10 protein-coding genes are annotated in these 16,855 nt (G+C 59.2%); 8 read left to right on the forward strand and 2 right to left on the reverse strand.

The annotated features are described in order from the left end of the window. Positions 1-21: 21 nt before the first annotated feature. Both AEAC466_RS40170 and AEAC466_RS40175 read left to right on the forward strand, forming a co-directional pair. Positions 22-1,962, forward strand: coding sequence for a sialate O-acetylesterase (locus AEAC466_RS40170; protein ID WP_023459612.1), 1,941 nt, complete (start codon positions 22-24; stop codon positions 1,960-1,962). Continuing rightward, positions 1,959-4,415: a glycoside hydrolase family 95 protein gene (locus AEAC466_RS40175; protein WP_023459613.1), complete on the forward strand. Its 2,457-nt coding sequence runs from the start codon at positions 1,959-1,961 to the stop codon at positions 4,413-4,415. Before AEAC466_RS40170 ends, AEAC466_RS40175 begins: the two co-directional genes overlap by 4 nt. Positions 4,416-4,560: 145 nt before the next feature. Here AEAC466_RS40175 and AEAC466_RS40180 read toward each other — a convergent pair whose 3' ends face one another. Further along, positions 4,561-4,770, reverse strand: coding sequence for a hypothetical protein (locus tag AEAC466_RS40180; RefSeq protein WP_023459614.1), 210 nt, complete (start codon positions 4,768-4,770; stop codon positions 4,561-4,563). A gap of 114 nt (positions 4,771-4,884) precedes the next feature. Continuing rightward, entirely contained in the window at positions 4,885-7,002 is a 2,118-nt protein-coding gene (locus AEAC466_RS40185; protein WP_023459615.1) for a right-handed parallel beta-helix repeat-containing protein, read from the reverse strand. A gap of 345 nt (positions 7,003-7,347) precedes the next feature. Here AEAC466_RS40185 and AEAC466_RS40190 point away from each other — a divergent pair, with 345 nt between their 5' ends. The 6 genes from AEAC466_RS40190 (at position 7,348) to AEAC466_RS40215 (ending at position 16,854) form a co-directional block, all read left to right on the forward strand. Next, complete coding sequence (locus tag AEAC466_RS40190; protein WP_023459616.1) at positions 7,348-8,667, forward strand: carbohydrate porin; 1,320 nt, start codon at positions 7,348-7,350, stop codon at positions 8,665-8,667. A gap of 120 nt (positions 8,668-8,787) precedes the next feature. After that, the gene (locus AEAC466_RS40195; protein WP_031239356.1) at positions 8,788-9,468 is read left to right on the forward strand and encodes a winged helix-turn-helix domain-containing protein; all 681 of its coding nucleotides are present in this window, start codon (positions 8,788-8,790) and stop codon (positions 9,466-9,468) included. Continuing rightward, complete coding sequence (locus AEAC466_RS40200; protein ID WP_023459618.1) at positions 9,461-10,816, forward strand: sensor histidine kinase; 1,356 nt, start codon at positions 9,461-9,463, stop codon at positions 10,814-10,816. The genes AEAC466_RS40195 and AEAC466_RS40200 overlap by 8 nt, the downstream gene beginning before the upstream one ends. 115 nt (positions 10,817-10,931) lie before the next feature. Next, positions 10,932-12,155, forward strand: coding sequence for an efflux RND transporter periplasmic adaptor subunit (locus AEAC466_RS40205; RefSeq protein WP_023459619.1), 1,224 nt, complete (start codon positions 10,932-10,934; stop codon positions 12,153-12,155). Positions 12,156-12,208: 53 nt separating this feature from the next. Next, positions 12,209-15,385: an efflux RND transporter permease subunit gene (locus AEAC466_RS40210; RefSeq protein WP_023459620.1), complete on the forward strand. Its 3,177-nt coding sequence runs from the start codon at positions 12,209-12,211 to the stop codon at positions 15,383-15,385. Next, positions 15,382-16,854, forward strand: coding sequence for an efflux transporter outer membrane subunit (locus tag AEAC466_RS40215; protein ID WP_023459621.1), 1,473 nt, complete (start codon positions 15,382-15,384; stop codon positions 16,852-16,854). The genes AEAC466_RS40210 and AEAC466_RS40215 overlap by 4 nt, the downstream gene beginning before the upstream one ends. The last annotated feature ends 1 nt before the right edge of the window (position 16,855 follow it).

Below are 16,855 nucleotides of genomic sequence, written 5' to 3' on the forward strand. Positions count from 1 at the left end.
CAAATAAGTCAGGAAAATGCGATGATGAATAGAGCAGTTTGGGGGCTGGCAGCGGGCGTGTTTGGTCTTCCGGTATTGGCCTTGGCGGCCCCACAGTTCGATCCGCTCTATGGCGATCACGCCGTCATACAGCGCGGTCGGCCGGTGTCAATCAGCGGGACAAGCTTGCCCGGCGAGACGGTTTCTGTTCGTTTTGGCGCAAAGGTTGCCACCGCAGTCGCCGATTCCGATGGGCGCTTTGTTGCCGGCTTCGAACCCGTTGATACGCCTGGCTCGATAGCTCTTTCCGCAGAAGCGCCCTCCGGACAGGTTGTCGCCAAAGATGTTCAGATAGGGGATGTTTTTCTGTGTTCGGGGCAGTCCAACATGGAATTGCCGGTCAAGGGCGCACAGGATGCCTTTGGTCAGTCCTTTTCGTCCGCCGATCCGGACCTGCGCTTGATGACCGTCGAAAAGGCCGTCGCCTATACGCCGCGCGACGCCTTTGACCATCCTGCGGCCTGGCAGGTTGCGGGGCCGCAGACGGTCGCCGACTTTTCGGCCAACTGCTATTACATGGTCAAGACGCTGCGGCACAGCGAAGGCGTGCCGATTGGCGCCATCAACAGCAGTTGGGGCGGCACGCAGATCAGTCCGTGGATGGGTGAACGTGCCCTGGCCAGCGTGGGCCTGGGCGCGCGTTCCGATTTGCTGAAACTGTATGGCCGCGACCGTTCGGCGGCTGAACTGGCGGCAAATGGCCAGTGGGAGACGTGGTGGCGGCAGAATACGGGGGACACACCCGGTAAGGAACCGTGGCAGCCGAAAACGGCGCGGCAATGGAAGCCCGTGCCGGCGATCACTGTCTGGCAGAAATGGGGCGATCCCGCCCTGGCCAGCTATGTCGGCATGGTCTGGTTCCGTAGGGAGATTGACATCCCTGCGACCGAGGCCGGTCAGGCGGCCGTCCTGAACGTGGGCGGCCTGGATGATCTTGGCATGGCGTGGATAAATGGCACGTCATTGGGTGAGGCTGATCAGGCGGGCCCCTTGAAAGCCTTTGTCGTGCCAAAGGGGCTGCTCAAGGCCGGCAAGAACGTCATCGTCGTCAATATCAACAACACCTACGCCGATGGCGGCATGCGGGGGCCGGCCGAGGCTATGACGCTGCAAATGGCGGGTGGTCAATCCCAGCCCCTGGCTGACAAGTGGCTGTATTCCATTGCGCCAAAAACGCCGCGCAATCCGCCGCATACGCCATGGGAAGACATGGGGGGCGCCGGCACGGCCTATAATGGCATGATCGCGCCACTGGGCGCCTACGGCCTGAAAGGCGTTGCCTGGTATCAGGGGGAATCGGATACGGACTTTCCCGGTTACGAGGGGCGTCTCAAGGCGATGGCCACGGACTGGCGACGTCAATTTGGCCAACCGGACCTGCCCTTTGTTATCATCCAACTGTCCAGCTATGGCACCCCGGCGACAAAGCCGTCGGAGAGCGGATGGGCCAATGTGCGTGATGCCGAGCGCAGGATGGCCGAAACCGATGGCCACGCCGCCTGGGTCTCGACGATTGACCTCGGCGATCCATTCGATATTCACCCCGGCGAAAAGCACGAGGTCGGGCGGCGGATGGCGCGGGCCATGCGAGCGCTGGCCTATGGCGCGACCTTGCCGCCTTCGGGCCCTCGGATCGCTTCGGCCCGTCTTGACGGTGGTGATGTCGTCCTGCACTTCACGGATGTGACCGGTGCCCTGCATACGCGCAGCAGCGCCGTTGCGATCGGCTTTGAGCTGTGCGGCGAGGCCCCCGGCACCTGCCGTTATGCTTCGGCCACCGCAGAGGGTGCGACGGTTCACCTCAAGGGAGACGTAAATCCGATAAGCCGGATCAGGTACGCCTGGAGCGATTTTCCGGTCGTCAACCTGTTCGACGAGGCCCAGTTGCCGGTGTCGACATTTGAGTTGCCGGTGACCAAATGAGCGGGGTAGGCGCAGATATCGCCGCCCAAACGGGACATCTGACGCGGCGCGGCGTTTTGGCCGCATCGACGGCGTTGGCGCTGGCGTCATCCCCGGGACTGGCTAAGGCACCGGCCACAGCACAGCGCAAAAATGTCCTGTGGTACAGGCAGCCGGCGCGTTTCTGGGAGGAGGCCTTGCCCTTGGGCAATGGCCGGCTGGGCGCCATGATCTTTGGACGGGTGGCTCAGGAGCGCATCCAGCTTAATGAAGATACGCTCTGGTCCGGCGCGCCCTATTCGGCGGACAACCCGCAGGCCTATAGCGCCCTGCCGGAGGTTCGCCAGCTGATCGCCGACGGCAAGTATGCGGCCGCCACGGATTTGGCCAGCCGCAAGATGATGGGACAACCCCTTCACCAGGCGGCTTATGGCACCCTCGGCGACTTGCTGCTGACCTTCGACGGCGCGTCGAAGCCCAAGCACTATGAACGCCAGCTTGATCTGGCCACGGCAATATCAACGACACGGCTATCCTCTGAGAACGGACACGAGTCGGTGCGGGAGGCTTTTGCATCGGCGCCGGACCAAGTGATCGTCTTGCGCCTCGAGGCGCGCAACGGGTTGATCGGCTTCGATTTGAGCTGGCGCGGGCCACGGTCTGTCACGGTGCCCGGTGCGGTTTATGGGGGCCACGACGAAAAACTGACGCCGCCCGTGAACACCGACTGGCTGATGATGGAAGCCAGCGACCCGTTGCCGGCCGGAGCGGCTATGGTTGCGGACGGAGACGGCGCTCTCTTGTGCACCGGACGCAATGAGGCGGGCGAAAGCACGCCGGCCTCCGTGACCTTTGCGGTTCGGGTAAAAGTCCTTTCAGATGGCCAGGTGACGGTTAAAGAGGGCAGCCTGAAGGTGCGCGGTGCCAAGACGGTGACCCTGCTGATCGCGGCGGCGACCAGTTTCGTCAGCTATGCCGATGTCAGTGGCGATCCTGTCGCGCGGGTGCGCAAACAGACGGAGGCGGCAGCGCGAAAATCCTACAGCGCCCTGAAGCAGGCCCATCTGGCGGACTATCAACCGCTGTTCCAATCGGTCTCTCTCGATCTGCGGCCGGAAGCGGCCGATTTGGCGCCGACCGACCACCGCGTTCAGGCAGCGGCGACAACCGATGATCCGGGCCTCCAGGCCCTATATTTCCAGTACGCGCGCTATCTGATGATTTCATCATCCCGGCCGGGAACTCAGGCGGCGAACCTGCAAGGCATATGGAATGAATCCACGACCCCGCCGTGGGGCAGCAAATACACCATAAACATCAATACCGAGATGAATTACTGGCCCGCCGATCCGGCTGGGCTTGGGGTTTGCGTTGAACCGCTGGTCCGGCTGGTCGAGGAGCTGGCCGTAACGGGAGCAAGGACCGCCAAAGCGATGTATGGAGCCAGGGGGTGGGTGGCGCATCACAATACCGATATCTGGCGGGCCACCGCGCCGATCGATGGGCCGATGTGGGGCCTTTGGCCGTGTGGCGGTGCCTGGCTGTGCAACAGCCTGTGGGATCACTATGACTATAGCCGTGACGACGCCTTGCCGGCCCGGCTGTATCCGCTGATGAAGGGCGCGGCCCTGTTTTTTATGGATACGCTAATCGACGACCCAAAGGGGCGCGGCCTTATCACCTCGCCCTCCGTATCGCCGGAAAACCAGCATCCGTTCGGCTCGTCCGTTTGCGCCGGGCCGGCAATGGACAGGCAAATCATTCGTGATCTGTTTGCGCACACGCTTGCCTGCGGGCAATTGACGGGAGACGAGGCCGGCTTCCTCGCTCAGCTGAAACAACGGCATGACCGGCTGGCGCCGGATCGGATCGGGCAGGGCGGCCAGCTGCAAGAATGGCTTGAAGATTGGGATGCGGCGGCGCCTGAACAGCAACATCGCCACGTCTCGCACCTCTATGCCGTCTATCCGAGCGATCAGATAAATGTTCGTGATACGCCGAAGCTGATACGTGCGGCGCAGACAAGCCTGACTATTCGCGGCGACATGGCCACGGGGTGGGGGACGGCTTGGCGCCTGTGCCTATGGGCCAGGATGGGTGAGGGCGACCACGCCTATCGCGTCCTGAAAGACCTGGTGGGACCGCAACGCACCTATCCCAATCTGTTCGACGCGCATCCGCCGTTCCAGATTGACGGCAATTTTGGTGGCGCGGCCGGCATAATGGAGATGTTGCTGCAATCCTGGGGCGGGGAGATTCGGCTGCTGCCGGCCCTGCCATCTGCCTGGCCGTCCGGCGAGGTGCGCGGTCTTCGGGCGCGCGGGGCTCTGACGGTCGATCTGGCCTGGCGGGCCGGTGTCCTGACCCATTGCCACCTGAAGGGGCGCGCTGGGCAAGACGTGCGGATCATCTATCGCGGCACGGAAAGGACCCTTACCCTGGGGCCGGACGGAACGGCCGTGTTTAAGGTTTGAAGGTCCGTTTGCGAGAGAGGCCCCGCCCAAGCGATTGCTAGTTCGGAGACTGATGTAACCAGGGCGCCACGCGGCCTAGGGGTTTTTGCAATATGGTCAAAGTCCGTCGATCGGTCGGTAGTGCTTTTACCAAAGAAGGCTCAAGTCAGCCAATCACCTGACTGCGCTTTTCAGCCATAAAAGCCTCGGCCTCGGCACCGGAAATGCCATGACCGGCGGCAATTGACATCCGGGCTTTGTCAACTTTTGTCTGCAAAAATGCTTCGTAAGCACGCGCCTCTTGTGGCTTCGAAATAAAATCGCGATGGGTCGCCTCTGCCTTAAGGGTTTCGTGCCGTTCAAATTCCAGCTTCATCGTAAGTTGGGACGCTCCATTATATGGATCTTATATCTCTTCTATATAGGTCAGGCAAACTTAGTCTCATCTCGACATAAGTCGTAACTGGCTCTGATTTTCAGCTCGCGCCAGCTACTGCGCCTCAGCCGCAGGTTCAGGCTGGATACCGGCGCGCGAGATGACCGCCTTGGCGTCCTCTGGCCAGGCCTCGCCCTTGACGGCGGTATTGTTAAGGTACTGATTGTTCAGGTAATCGGTCCACGATCCGTGGCGGACGCCCGAATTGTACCAATTGTCCTTTGCGATATTGTCCATGGCCGTGCGCCGGGGGGCCAGGTTGTCCTGCGAGTTGAGGTTCAGCCAGACGCCGACATTGCTGACCACATTGTTGCGAACGGTGATGTATCGCGACCCCTCGTCGAGATAAAGGGCAATGCCGCCGGGTACGTCGTAGACATAGTTTTCGGCGATCAGGGCGCCGGGATCGGCGGACAGGTGATATATGGCGCCGCCGTCAGGGAAGGATTGCTTCACCTTGTGCACGCGGTTGGCGAAGACCACGGTGTCGCGAAGGATCGTCGGGCTGTTATAGACCAGATTGCCCGGCTGGTCGTAATAGGCGCGATTGGCGGTACGGTAAGCTGGTGACCCGCCGGGGTCGTTGGCGCCCCAGCCCCAGCCAATATCAATGCCGTCATAAGGCGCCTCCGAGACATCGTTGTGGATGACGGTCGCCCCGGTCGCGTAAGTGACCATGATGCCGGCTTGTTCGTGATAGTCCTGGGAGATGTTCTGAACGAGGTTATTGGCAATCAGAATGTCAGCGACGGTCATTTCCGGGCGCGAAGGATGATGCGCATCGGGTGTAACGCCACCGACCATTATGGCGCCACCTGCAAGGTCTACGAACCGGCTACGCACAACGTTGATAGTGCTGGCACCGAGCCCTATTCCGCTGGCATTGGCTTCGGCATTGTTGCCGATGCCAAGCCCAATCTGGCCCAGGTGCGTAAATTCGTTATGCGAGAAGGTGATACGCTCGGCGGCCGCGACCTGGACGGCGGCCGGTTGCTGGCTCCATTTGTTGCGGGAGGCCTCGAAGGCCGTGCATCCCCAACTGCAGTCGCGGATCGGATCTTTTGGATAGTTGGGCAGATTGCCGGCCAGATAGGCGCCGCTTTGCTGGCTGGCGTAGCCTTCCGGCCCGGAAGGGCGCAACCAGCTCGTATATTGGAAGCTAAGGCCTGTGAATTCAAGGTCTACAATCGGACGCTCATACGTGCCGCTAATCGACATCAGCCATTCCAGTCGCGGCGCTTCGACTGTCGCCGACGCCATGTCCTCACCCTTGCGCGGCTTGTAATAGATTTTACCCGCTTTCGGGTCGGCATACCATTCGCCTTCGGTGCGCAGGAAGGCCAGCGCGTTGACAAATTCCAGACGGGCAGTGTCCGGTGAGACCGGCCGGGCCAGGGTGTCGTAGCCGACGATATTGTTGCGCCAGCCGGGTTGCTGCATGATGATACGGTCGCCGTCGATGCGCGCGATCGTGGCGTGGCGGTCCGTGAACCAGCCGAGGCCTTCGACTTCCATACGGTTCTGGTCGGGCAGATCGGCCAGGAAGCGCCAGGCCGGATCGACGATCTTCAAGCCCCAGTCATAAAATTCGAAGGCCTGGCGAGGTGCCACGACGGCAGCGCGGCGTGACAGCTTTTCGTTTACCCAAATCTGGCGCGGGTCCATGCCACGGGGCATGTCGGCGACCCAAATATTACGGGGACCATCCGCCAAGGTCCAGCCCTGTATGCGCACGGCCCCGGAAATAACTGGGTGTGCGCCGGGCGCGGCCCTGTAGCGCACCGCGAATCCGTTTTGGCCGCCGTCGGCGGCGGCAAATCTCAGGGGCGCGTCCAGTCGGTAAACGCCATCGGCCATAGTCACCGTCACGTCATTGTCCTGGCTGAGGGCGCGCACCGCGGTCTGAGCGCGCGTAAGCGTGGCGAATGGACGGGCCGATGAGCCGTCCCCCTCATCTGAACCTGTTACGGAGACGTAGACAATCGACGGCACGGGTTTAGGGCGATGCGCCAGGTTGACCGAGCCGGACAATCGGTCAGACTTAGGAGGCGTGACGGCGGGAATGTCCGGCATGGGGGGCAATTGCGCAAGGGCAGGGAGCGCGATCAGCAAAGTACTGGCCATTGACAAGATGAGGCCGCAGACCAAGACGGTGTCTTTTGGGGTTTTCATTAAGGCGTATCCTTCCGGTCATTTTTAGGCGCAACAGAGGGGCTCTGCGTCATTATTTATATCATATGTATTATGTCTTAAATACCGTCTCGTCCATTCCCAATCTGGAAAATCTTCGATCAAGGGATGCTCTTCGATGAGTGCTCTCTCTAAGTATTTCTTTTTGTTATGTGAGCGAAATAAATCGGCGATATGAGCCCGTTCCGGGTCGGTTCTGAGCAAGGTCAGCAAAGGGCAATCGGAATTGCTTGATACCCATTCACTCTCCATTTAAGTGGCCGTCACCGAAATATGAAAGGGATTCCGTTGATAAAGATCGCACCAAACAGCCGCCGCTTCATAGATATGCAACCCGCTGCTCTTGCTGTCGTGGTCCTTTTCCTGTTTGGCCTTTTTCCGTCATCAAGCCGGGCGTCTAATGCTCTACCTGCGGCGTCTGACTTCAACTTTCATTTTCAAAGCACATTTACGCTTCAGGGGAATGATCGGTTTAAAGCCCCATATTCGGGTGCCAACAGTCTCTCGCCAAAAGCCAACGGCAAGGAGACCTTTGATGCGACGCTTTATATCGGATATCGGCCGTGGTCTGGCGCAGAAGTTTGGATAAATCCTGAAATTGACCAAGGGTTCGGGCTTTCCAACACCTTGGGATTGGCCGGCTATTCGAGTGGCGAAGCCTATAAGATTGGTGCCAAAAAACCTTACCTGAAATTGCCGCGCTTCTTCCTGCGCCAGAATTTCGATCTGGGCGGGGAAAATGAAGCCATTGACGCTGATCTCAATCAATTCAAGTCTGTCCGCTCAAAGGACCATGTAACGCTTACGGTGGGTAAATTCGGTGTGCCGGACATCTTCGATGCGTCCGTCTCCGCCCATGATCCGCGCCATGATTTCTTGAACTGGTCGGTCATTGATACCGGCTCTTTCGATTATGCCGCCGACGCCTGGGGCTACACGTATGGCGTCGCGGCAGAAGCCTATGTCGGCCGTTTTGTGACACGCATTGGCGCGTTTGACATGTCAAATGTTCCCAATTCACCGACGCTTGATAATTTTCACCAGGTTCAGGGCGTTTTTGAAGTCGAGGAACACCATTCGATCAATCATCTTGACGGCGCCTTGCGCATGACGAGTTTTGTCTCGCGTGCTCGCATGGCATCGTTCTCTCAGGTTCTTGCGCAGACCCCGCCGGGTCAGGTCCCCAATACTGCAACGTTAAGGCGCTACCGATCCCGTTCCGGCGTGGCTATCAGCGCTGATCAGGTGTTGACGCCGGATGTCAGTCTCTTTGCGCGCCTAGGCGTTTCGGATGGTCATGTTGAGACCTATGAGTTCACGGATATTGACCGGACGGGCGCTATTGGTCTCTCCGTCGTGGGCTCGGCATGGCACCGGGGCCAGGATCGCGTGGGCCTAGCCTTGGTCGACAACGCCATTTCTCGTCAACACGCGGCCTATCTGGCGGCGGGCGGATTGGGTCCGTTGATCGGAGACGGCGCGTTGCCGCACAAGCGTGATGAGCATATATTTGAAACCTATTACAGCATGCCTCTGACGAAGACGGTCGTGGCCGCGCTTGACTATCAATACGTCCAAAATCCCGCCTACAACAAGGATAGAGGGCCGGTGTCGATCCTGGGACTAAGGCTTCATACCCAGTATTAGAGCGCTTTTTCGATCGGATCGGCGCCGATTGTTTTGCGATGTTGCGCCCTAGGCGCCTAAGTCCTACTGTGGTGATACGTCCAGACCACTGGCTGTTACGGGTGGACGATGGAGACCGTTTTGAAGTGTTTGCTGATTGAGGATGACGTCAAAACCTCGCAATACATTTGCAACGGTCTGAAGCAGGCTGGGCATATCGTCTATGCCTGCAGCGATGGCGTGAACGGCCTGCATCAGGCCATAAACGAAACCTGGGATATTGTTATTCTCGATCGCATGCTGCCCGGAGGCGTCGACGGGCTGTCTATTGTCGCAAAGCTCCGCGATCTGCGAAAGAAAACCCCCGTCCTGATCCTTAGCGCCTTGAACAGTGTCGATGAACGGGTACGCGGACTGAAGACGGGCGGGGACGACTATCTCTCCAAACCGTTTGCTTTTTCGGAATTTCTCGCCCGTGTGGAGGCCCTGCTGCGTCGCGGCGAACCCCAAACCGATGCCGATCAGTTGCAGGTCGCCGACCTGGTTCTGGACCGCAGTTCGCTGCGCGCCACCCGGGGGGGACGTTTGATAAACCTGCAACCGAGAGAGTTTCGTCTTCTGGAGTATCTGATGCGTCATGCCGGGCAGGTGGTCACGCGCACCATGCTGCTTGAGGCTGTGTGGGATTGCCACTTCGACCCGCAGACAAATGTCATTGATGTTCAGATTAGCCGCCTGAGGACGAAAGTGGACAAGTCGTTCTCGCCGGCCTTGATTCATACCGTGCGCGGCGCCGGTTATATGATCGGCATCAATGATTAAGCTTACGCGTTCCATAGCTTCGGGATTGGCCATAGGTTATGGCGCTGTGCTGGCTGGCGCCATTGCCTTACTGGCGATTGCCTTCTACGCCGGAACCATCGGTGTGCTCAACCAAGCCACAGATACAAAGATAATCACTATTTCCAGGCGCCTGAGCGCACAGTTTGCGCGCGGTCAGGACAGCGGCTTGGCCACGGCGATCCGGAAGCAGCTTAACGACGGCGTCGATAGCGATACGGAAATCTTTCTGCTTCTTTCGCCGGACGACAAACCGGTCGCCGGCAATCTATCGCGATGGCCAGACGCCGCGACGAAAACCGATTACCCCCTGACGCGTACAGTATCGCGCAACGACGAACAAACGGAGGCCCGGCTTATCATCCGCCGGTTGTCTGACGGCTACCGGCTGATCGTTGGAAAGGACCTCCAAGAGCAACAGATGATAGGCGAGTTGGTTATTCGCTCTATTCTGGTCGGAATGGTGTTGTCGATATGCCTGGTTGTTGCCGGCGCTATCTTGTTCCGGAGGCTTATCGAAAGCCGCATTGGCCATATTCGTCACATTGCGCATGAAATCGAACGCGGCGATTTGAGCCGCCGTATTCCGGCATCGAACAATGACGAGTTCGGACGGCTGGGCGTCGATATCAATCGGATGCTTGACCGTATCGAGCACCTGATGGAGGGGGTTCGCCACGTCTCAAACGCCATCGCCCATGACCTGCGCACGCCCTTGACCCGCCTGCGAAATAAACTCGATGAGGCCATCGGGCCGGATGCGGATCTGAATACCCTCCCCGAAACGTTCGTCGAAGCGGTGCAGGACATCGATGACTTGATCCGGCTCTTTGAAAAGTTGCTTCAGATTGCCGAAGCTGAGTCGGGTGTGCGCACCCAGGTGGCTGACCCAATCGATCTGGCGCGTATTGTCCAGGATATGGTGGAGCTCTATGACGCCACAGCCGAAGCCGCAGGCGTGGTGTTGATCGCGCACTGTGCCGTGTCCGTGCCAGCCAGCGGCGACCGGAACCTGTTGGCCAATGCCTTGGCCAGTCTGATCGACAACGCCATCAAGCATACCGCGGCGGGTAGCCATGTCCATGTTAGTGCCTTTCTAAATGAAACGGGTGCATGCCTGGAAGTGCGTGACGACGGCCCAGGCATTCCCGCCGATGCCCTTACGAAAGTGACCGAGCGCTTCTTCCGTCTGGACCAAAGCCGGCATTTGCCGGGCAACGGCATCGGCTTGTCCGTTGTCTTGGCCATTGCCACCCTTCATGGCGGTAGCCTTCAATTGGAATCGGCATCGCCGGGCCTTGTTGCCCGCCTCTTTTTGCCGGTGATCTGACGGCTACCTTTCCAATCTGTAATATTCCAGCCATCACCCGGCAAGGTCAGCAGATATAGTGTCGCTGCGCTGCCGCATCGCAACTGTTGCACTGCGGCATGAGGTGGAATTCACGATGCGCATGAAGCCTGGGTCACTTTTTCAATCCGTTGCCAGGCGGGATCTTTGGCTATTGGGGTTGGCCGTTGCCGTCTGCCTTGCCGGCATACTGATGTTGTGCCTGGGCAAGGGGCATGACGAAGCCGCAGCAACGGAAACAGCCGCTCAAACGGGCACGGTCCAATTGACACCCGATCAGTACGGCGCATTGACGTTCGCAACGGCCAGTCAGCGCGATTTTCACGATATCGCGTCGGCGGATGGCAAAATAACGACAAACGACGATCAAACCGTATCGGTCTATTCGCCCTACACAGGGCGCGTCGTTGCCGTCATGGTGGAGCCAGGCCAGCGGGTCGCCAAGGGCCAGCCCTTATTTGCCATTGCCGCCAACGAGTACGTCCAGGCGCGGTCGGATGTTGCGGCGCTTGAGGCGAATCTGTCGGCCGCGCGCTCGCAGGAGGCGTTGGCGGACGCCGCCGAGAAACGCGCCGAAGGGGTGTACCGGACGGCGGGCGGCGCCTTGAAGGACTATGAACAGGCACAACATGACCTCATTACAGCTCGCGGCGCAGCACAGGTGGCACAGGCGGCATTGCAGAGCGAAAAGGAAAAGCTGGGCATTCTGGGCGTTTCGTCCAATGAGCTGGGCGGCACCGCGTTTGGTGGCAAGGATATAGTGGTCGTGCGCGCGCCGATCTCTGGCGTGGTCGTGCAGCGCGCCGTGTCACCCGGCCTTATGATTACGGGTACGGGAACGCTCACCATAACCCTGACCGATATTTCCAGCGTGTGGCTCCAGGCCCAAGTATCGGAGAGCGACGCAGGCAAGATTGCTGTCGGTCAAACGGTGTCGGTGCATGTCACAGCCTATCCCGATAAGCCCTATACGGCCCGGATTCGCTCGGTCGCCCCCAGCCTGGATCCGGACACACATCGGTTGCCCGTCCGTGCCGAAATCGCCAATACGGATGGTGCGCTGAAACCGGAGATGTTCGCCAGCTTCGACATTTCGGGCGAGCGCACCCAGACCGCCTTGGCCATACCTGTCGATGCCGTCATCCGCGAGGGCGATCAGGCGCGGGTCTGGGTTGTCGACAAAGCCCGTACCGCACACTGCCGTCCCGTGACAATCGGTCTCGTCAACAGCGGTTTTGCTCAGATTTTGACCGGGTTGGCACCGGGTGATCGGGTCGTCGTCAAGGGCGGGCTGTTCGTTGATAAGGCCGGACTGGGCTGAGGCTTGGCGGTTACAGCACTCCAGTCGATTTCCCGAATTCAAGGCATTTCATAATGAGATATATCGTCAACTTCGCCCTGCAAAAGCGCGTGCTTATCCTTATGGGGCTCGCCGCCATGATGGCCGTTGGCGTCTTTGCCTTTACACAGCTGAACATCGAAGCCTATCCCGATCCGGTGCCCCCCACCGTGGAAGTGGTGACGCAGTCGACCGGCTATTCGGCGGAGGAGATGGAGCGTAATGTCACCATCCCGGTGGAAATACAGATGGCGGGCATACCGCACGTGTCCAGCGTGCGGACGATTTCCCTGTTTGGCCTGTCTGACGTCAAGGTTCAGTTCACCTATGACCTGACGCACGAGCAGGCGCAGCAGCAGGTCATCAACAAGCTGAGCCAGATGGATGCGCTGCCCGGTGGGGCGCATCCGGGCATATCGCCCGTCAGTCCGATTGGCGAGATCATGCGATACCGCGTGGTGGGCCCCAAAGGGTACAGCCTTACAGATCTGAAGACGATCGAAGACTGGATGCTGGAGCGTCGCTTAAAGGCGGTGCCCGGTGTGATCGATGTGACCGGTTGGGGTGGCAAAACCAAAAGCTACGAAGTCGTCCTGGACCGGCAAAAGCTGAATGCCTACGGCATATCCGTGCAGCAGATATTGGCTGCCATCGGCAACGCCGATGTCAATGTCGGCGGTCAAACGGTCAATTTCGGCCCTCAGTCGGCGATTGTCCGCGGGGTCGGCCTGGTTCAATCGATCAACGATATTCGCACCACGGTGGTTACCTCGGCAAAGGGCATTCCCGTCCAGATAAAGGACTTGGGCGAGGTGGTCGTTTCCAACCTGCCGCGTCAGGGCATCGCCGGACAGGACAAGGATGACGACATCGTTCAGGGCATCGTCCTAATGCAGCGCGGCGCAAAAAGCACCCCGACCATCAAGCTTGTGGAAGCCGAGATCAATCACATAAATGCCGGCAATATATTGCCTTACGGCGTCCATATCGAGCGTATCTACGACCGTAGCGATTTGATTAAGATAACGACGGAGACGGTTTTCCACAGCCTCGTCGAAGGCATTCTGTTCATCTTCATCGTGCAATGGCTGTTTCTCGGCAATGTCCGCAGCGCGCTCATTGTGGCGGCAACAATTCCATTCGCCCTGTGCTTCGCGGTCATAATCATCGTCGTCAAGGGCGATTCCGCCAATCTGCTGTCGGTCGGCGCCATTGACTTTGGGCTTGTTGTCGATGCGACCGTCATCATGATGGAAAACATCTACCGTCACCTGTCAGAGTTATCGACGACGCATAAGGCGCAAGTCCTGTCCGGCGGCGTGCGGCGCTCCGCCATATTGGAGGCGGCCAGCGAAGTCGGAAAGCCGATATTCTTTTCCGCCGTCATCATAATTACGAGCTTCCTGCCGCTGTTCACCCTCACCGGTGTGGTCGGACGGATTTTCGGTCCCATGGCCACGACCTACGCCTATGCCATTATTGGCGGATTGATCGCGACTTTCACCATAACGCCGGCCCTCAGCGCGGTCTTTCTGAAGAAAAACCTTGAAGAAAAGGATACGTGGCTGGTCGCGCGTCTCCACCGTGTGTTTCGTCCGCTTTGGGCGCTGTGCATGAAGTCACGCCTGAAGACCTTGGCGATCGCCGGCGGATTTGCGCTGTTTGCCGCTGTAGCGGTACCATTTTTGGGCATGGAATTTCTGCCGCATCTCGAGGAAGGCAACATGTGGATACGCGCCACCATGCCTGCTTCGGTCTCGCTCGAAGCCTCGAACGGCTACGTCAACGATATTCGGCGTATTCTGAGTTCATATCCGGAAGTTCAGACCGTAATTTCGCAACACGGCCGTCCCGACGATGGAACCGACGCCACGGGCTTTTTCAACGCAGAATTCTTCGTGCCGCTCAAACCGTTCACGGACAACGCCGCCTGGAAAGGGCTGTCCAAGGAAAAGCTCATCGAACAGATGAACGCGAAGCTCGCGGGCCGCTTCCCCGGCATTGAGTTCAACTTCTCGCAATATATACAGGACAATGTCGAAGAGGCGGCCTCCGGCGTCAAAGGCGAGAACTCCATCAAGTTGTTTGGCCCTGATCTCGATACGCTGCAAAAGACGGCGGGACGCATACAAGAAGCCATGTCTCACGTGCGCGGTATCGCAGACCTGGGTGTGTTCAACTCTCTGGGTCAACCCACCTTGAACATTACGGTCAACCGTGAAAAGGCGGCGCGCTATGGTCTCAATACAGGTGATGTAAATGCTGTCGTTCAGGCGGCTATCGGCGGCGCAAACGCAGCGGCCTATTACGAGCCGGGAACCGACCGCAACTATCCGATTATCGTTCGATTTTCGCCGTCTGACCGCAATGACATCGCCGCTATTTCCCGCATTCCCGTCACGGGCACATCGCCGACGGGCCTTCCCATTTCGGTGCCCTTGGGCGATGTCGCGGACATAAAGCTGGTCTCGGGGGCGTCGTTTATCTACCGGGAAGGCGGGGAGCGGTATGTGCCGATCAAGTTCTCCGTGCGCGGGCGCGATCTGGGCGGCGCGGTCAAGGAAGCGCAGGCACGGATAGATAAAGAGATCAAATTACCGCCCGGCTACCACATATCCTGGGCGGGAGAACTGGGCGAACTCGACCAGGCCCTGGCCAGACTTTCGGTTATCGTGCCGGTGGCGATTGGCCTTATCCTGGTGCTTTTGTTCATGAACTTCGGATCGGTGAGGGATATGGCGATCGCCGGCGCGGCCATGCCGCTTGCCATGATCGGGGGTGTGGCCGGACTTCTGCTGACCCATACGCCGTTTTCCATATCCGCTGCCATCGGCTTTGTCGCCTTGCTGGGCATATCGGTGATGGATGGGATTATCGTTGTCTCGACCTACAATCAGGCGATAGATGATGGCCTGTCACGGACACGCGCCATGCAGTTGACCTTGAAACACTGCCTGCGTCCGGTCGTCATGACCTGCTTCGTTGCCTTTGTCGGGCTGCTTCCGGCCGCAGTCGCCAACGGCGTTGGCTCGCAGGTCCAGAAACCCCTCGCCATCGTCGTTGTCGGTGGGGCCAGCCTGGCGCCCCTGCTGATATTGACCGTACTTCCCGTTCTTCTGAGCCTTTTTTCCAAACATGTCAGCCGTCACCTGATTTCGGAAGAAGCGGACGAAGCCGACCCCCTGACCACAAGTGCGCAGGTCGTGAAATGACTCATATTCGTGTTTCGTCTTCGCTTCTCGTCTTGTCTGCCTCTCTGGCTGTCGCTTCCCTGCTGGGGTTAAGCGGTTGCGCGGTCGGTCCGGCCTATATCGCGCCGTCCGCGCCCGCACTCAAATCCTACGCCAGCTCCGGCGATGCGCGAGCGCTCCCGCATGCTGACGCGGCAACCCAAGCCCTTGGTACGCAAAGTCATGACACTGAGTGGTGGCGCGCTTTTAAGTCGGATGAGCTGAATCAGCGGGTCGCGGAAACCCTGGCGCAAAATCCGGATCTGAAGTCCACAGCCTTCAGCTTGGCGGCCGCCAAGGAAATGTATGCGGCGCAAAAAGCGTCACTGTTGCCCCAGGTCGGGATAAACTACGCGCTACAGCGCAGCAAAAATTCGGATACGCTTGCCAATCCCTTATCCGGCAATGAACCTCCGCCAACCTACACATTGCATACGGGCCAGGTGGCCGTAAGCTATGCCGTTGATCTTTGGGGGCAAAATCATCACAGCCTGGAGCAAGCCAAGGCGCTTGTTGCCAGCCAGGCCTATCAGACAACGGCCGCGCGGGAGATTCTTATCGGCAACACGGTGGCGGCTGAACTGACGGCGGCCGGCCTTCAGGACCAGCTGGCAGATGCTACAGCCGCACGTCATGCCAGCCAGGAAACGCTGCGACTGATGCAGATCCAGGCAACTCTGGGCGCCATCGGCCAAGCCGATCTTGTTCTTTATCAGACCACCGCCGCTCAAGATGCCGCTCAGGAAGAGAGTCTTCGCCACCAGCTGAATGTGGCTCAGGACGTGCTGAAGCGCCTGACCGGTCATGAGCCGGCGGACCCTGTCGCGGCCCCCCTCGGTCTGCGCCTGTTCTCACTGCCCGATAATCTGCCCTATATCGCCCCTGCGGAACTGGTTGCTCAACGTCCGGATATATTGGCGGCCCAGGCCAATTTGCGCGCTGCCTATGCGGCCGCAGGCGTGGCCCAGGCGGCCCGCCTGCCCGCCATCTCGCTGGACGGAAGTGCGGGGGGAGCGGCCAGTCAATTGTCGCATTTGGTCAATCAAGGAAACGGATACTGGAACATCGCATTGGGTCTGACACAGCCCATAACGAACGCCGTGGCCCTAAAGCATCAGGCGAGAGCGGCAACACAACAACTGGAAGCCACCAAGGCCAGCTATCACTCCGTGGTCTTGCAGGCACTCTCAAATGTCGCAGATTGCCTGGATGCGTTGTATGCCGATGCCACGGGATTGGCGCATACCTTGGACGTCAAAAACGCGGCCGACAGAAATCTGGCCTTTAGCCAAAGCCAGGCGGCGCAAGGCGCTGGCGGTCAGATCCAGCTTCTGGCCGCTGTTCGGGCCAAGGCACAGGCGGATAGCGTGGTGGATGCCGCCCGATTGCAACGCTACCTAGATACAGTCGCCTTCTATGTTGCGGTCGGTGCGCCGACCGCAGATCGGTAGC

Origin of the sequence: Asticcacaulis sp. AC466 (assembly GCF_000495815.1) — a bacterium.
GTDB lineage: Bacteria > Pseudomonadota > Alphaproteobacteria > Caulobacterales > Caulobacteraceae > Asticcacaulis.

What these genes read in the sequence shown, in the direction of transcription:
- AEAC466_RS40215 (WP_023459621.1), top strand. Translation starts at nt 15,382, where the DNA reads ATGACTCATATTCGTGTTTCGTCTTCGCTTCTCGTCTTGTCTGCCTCT.
- AEAC466_RS40210 (WP_023459620.1), top strand. Translation starts at nt 12,209, where the DNA reads ATGAGATATATCGTCAACTTCGCCCTGCAAAAGCGCGTGCTTATCCTT.
- AEAC466_RS40205 (WP_023459619.1), top strand. Translation starts at nt 10,932, where the DNA reads ATGCGCATGAAGCCTGGGTCACTTTTTCAATCCGTTGCCAGGCGGGAT.
- AEAC466_RS40180 (WP_023459614.1), bottom strand. Translation starts at nt 4,770, where the DNA reads ATGAAGCTGGAATTTGAACGGCACGAAACCCTTAAGGCAGAGGCGACC.
- AEAC466_RS40190 (WP_023459616.1), top strand. Translation starts at nt 7,348, where the DNA reads ATGCAACCCGCTGCTCTTGCTGTCGTGGTCCTTTTCCTGTTTGGCCTT.
- AEAC466_RS40185 (WP_023459615.1), bottom strand. Translation starts at nt 7,002, where the DNA reads ATGAAAACCCCAAAAGACACCGTCTTGGTCTGCGGCCTCATCTTGTCA.
- AEAC466_RS40175 (WP_023459613.1), top strand. Translation starts at nt 1,959, where the DNA reads ATGAGCGGGGTAGGCGCAGATATCGCCGCCCAAACGGGACATCTGACG.
- AEAC466_RS40200 (WP_023459618.1), top strand. Translation starts at nt 9,461, where the DNA reads ATGATTAAGCTTACGCGTTCCATAGCTTCGGGATTGGCCATAGGTTAT.
- AEAC466_RS40170 (WP_023459612.1), top strand. Translation starts at nt 22, where the DNA reads ATGATGAATAGAGCAGTTTGGGGGCTGGCAGCGGGCGTGTTTGGTCTT.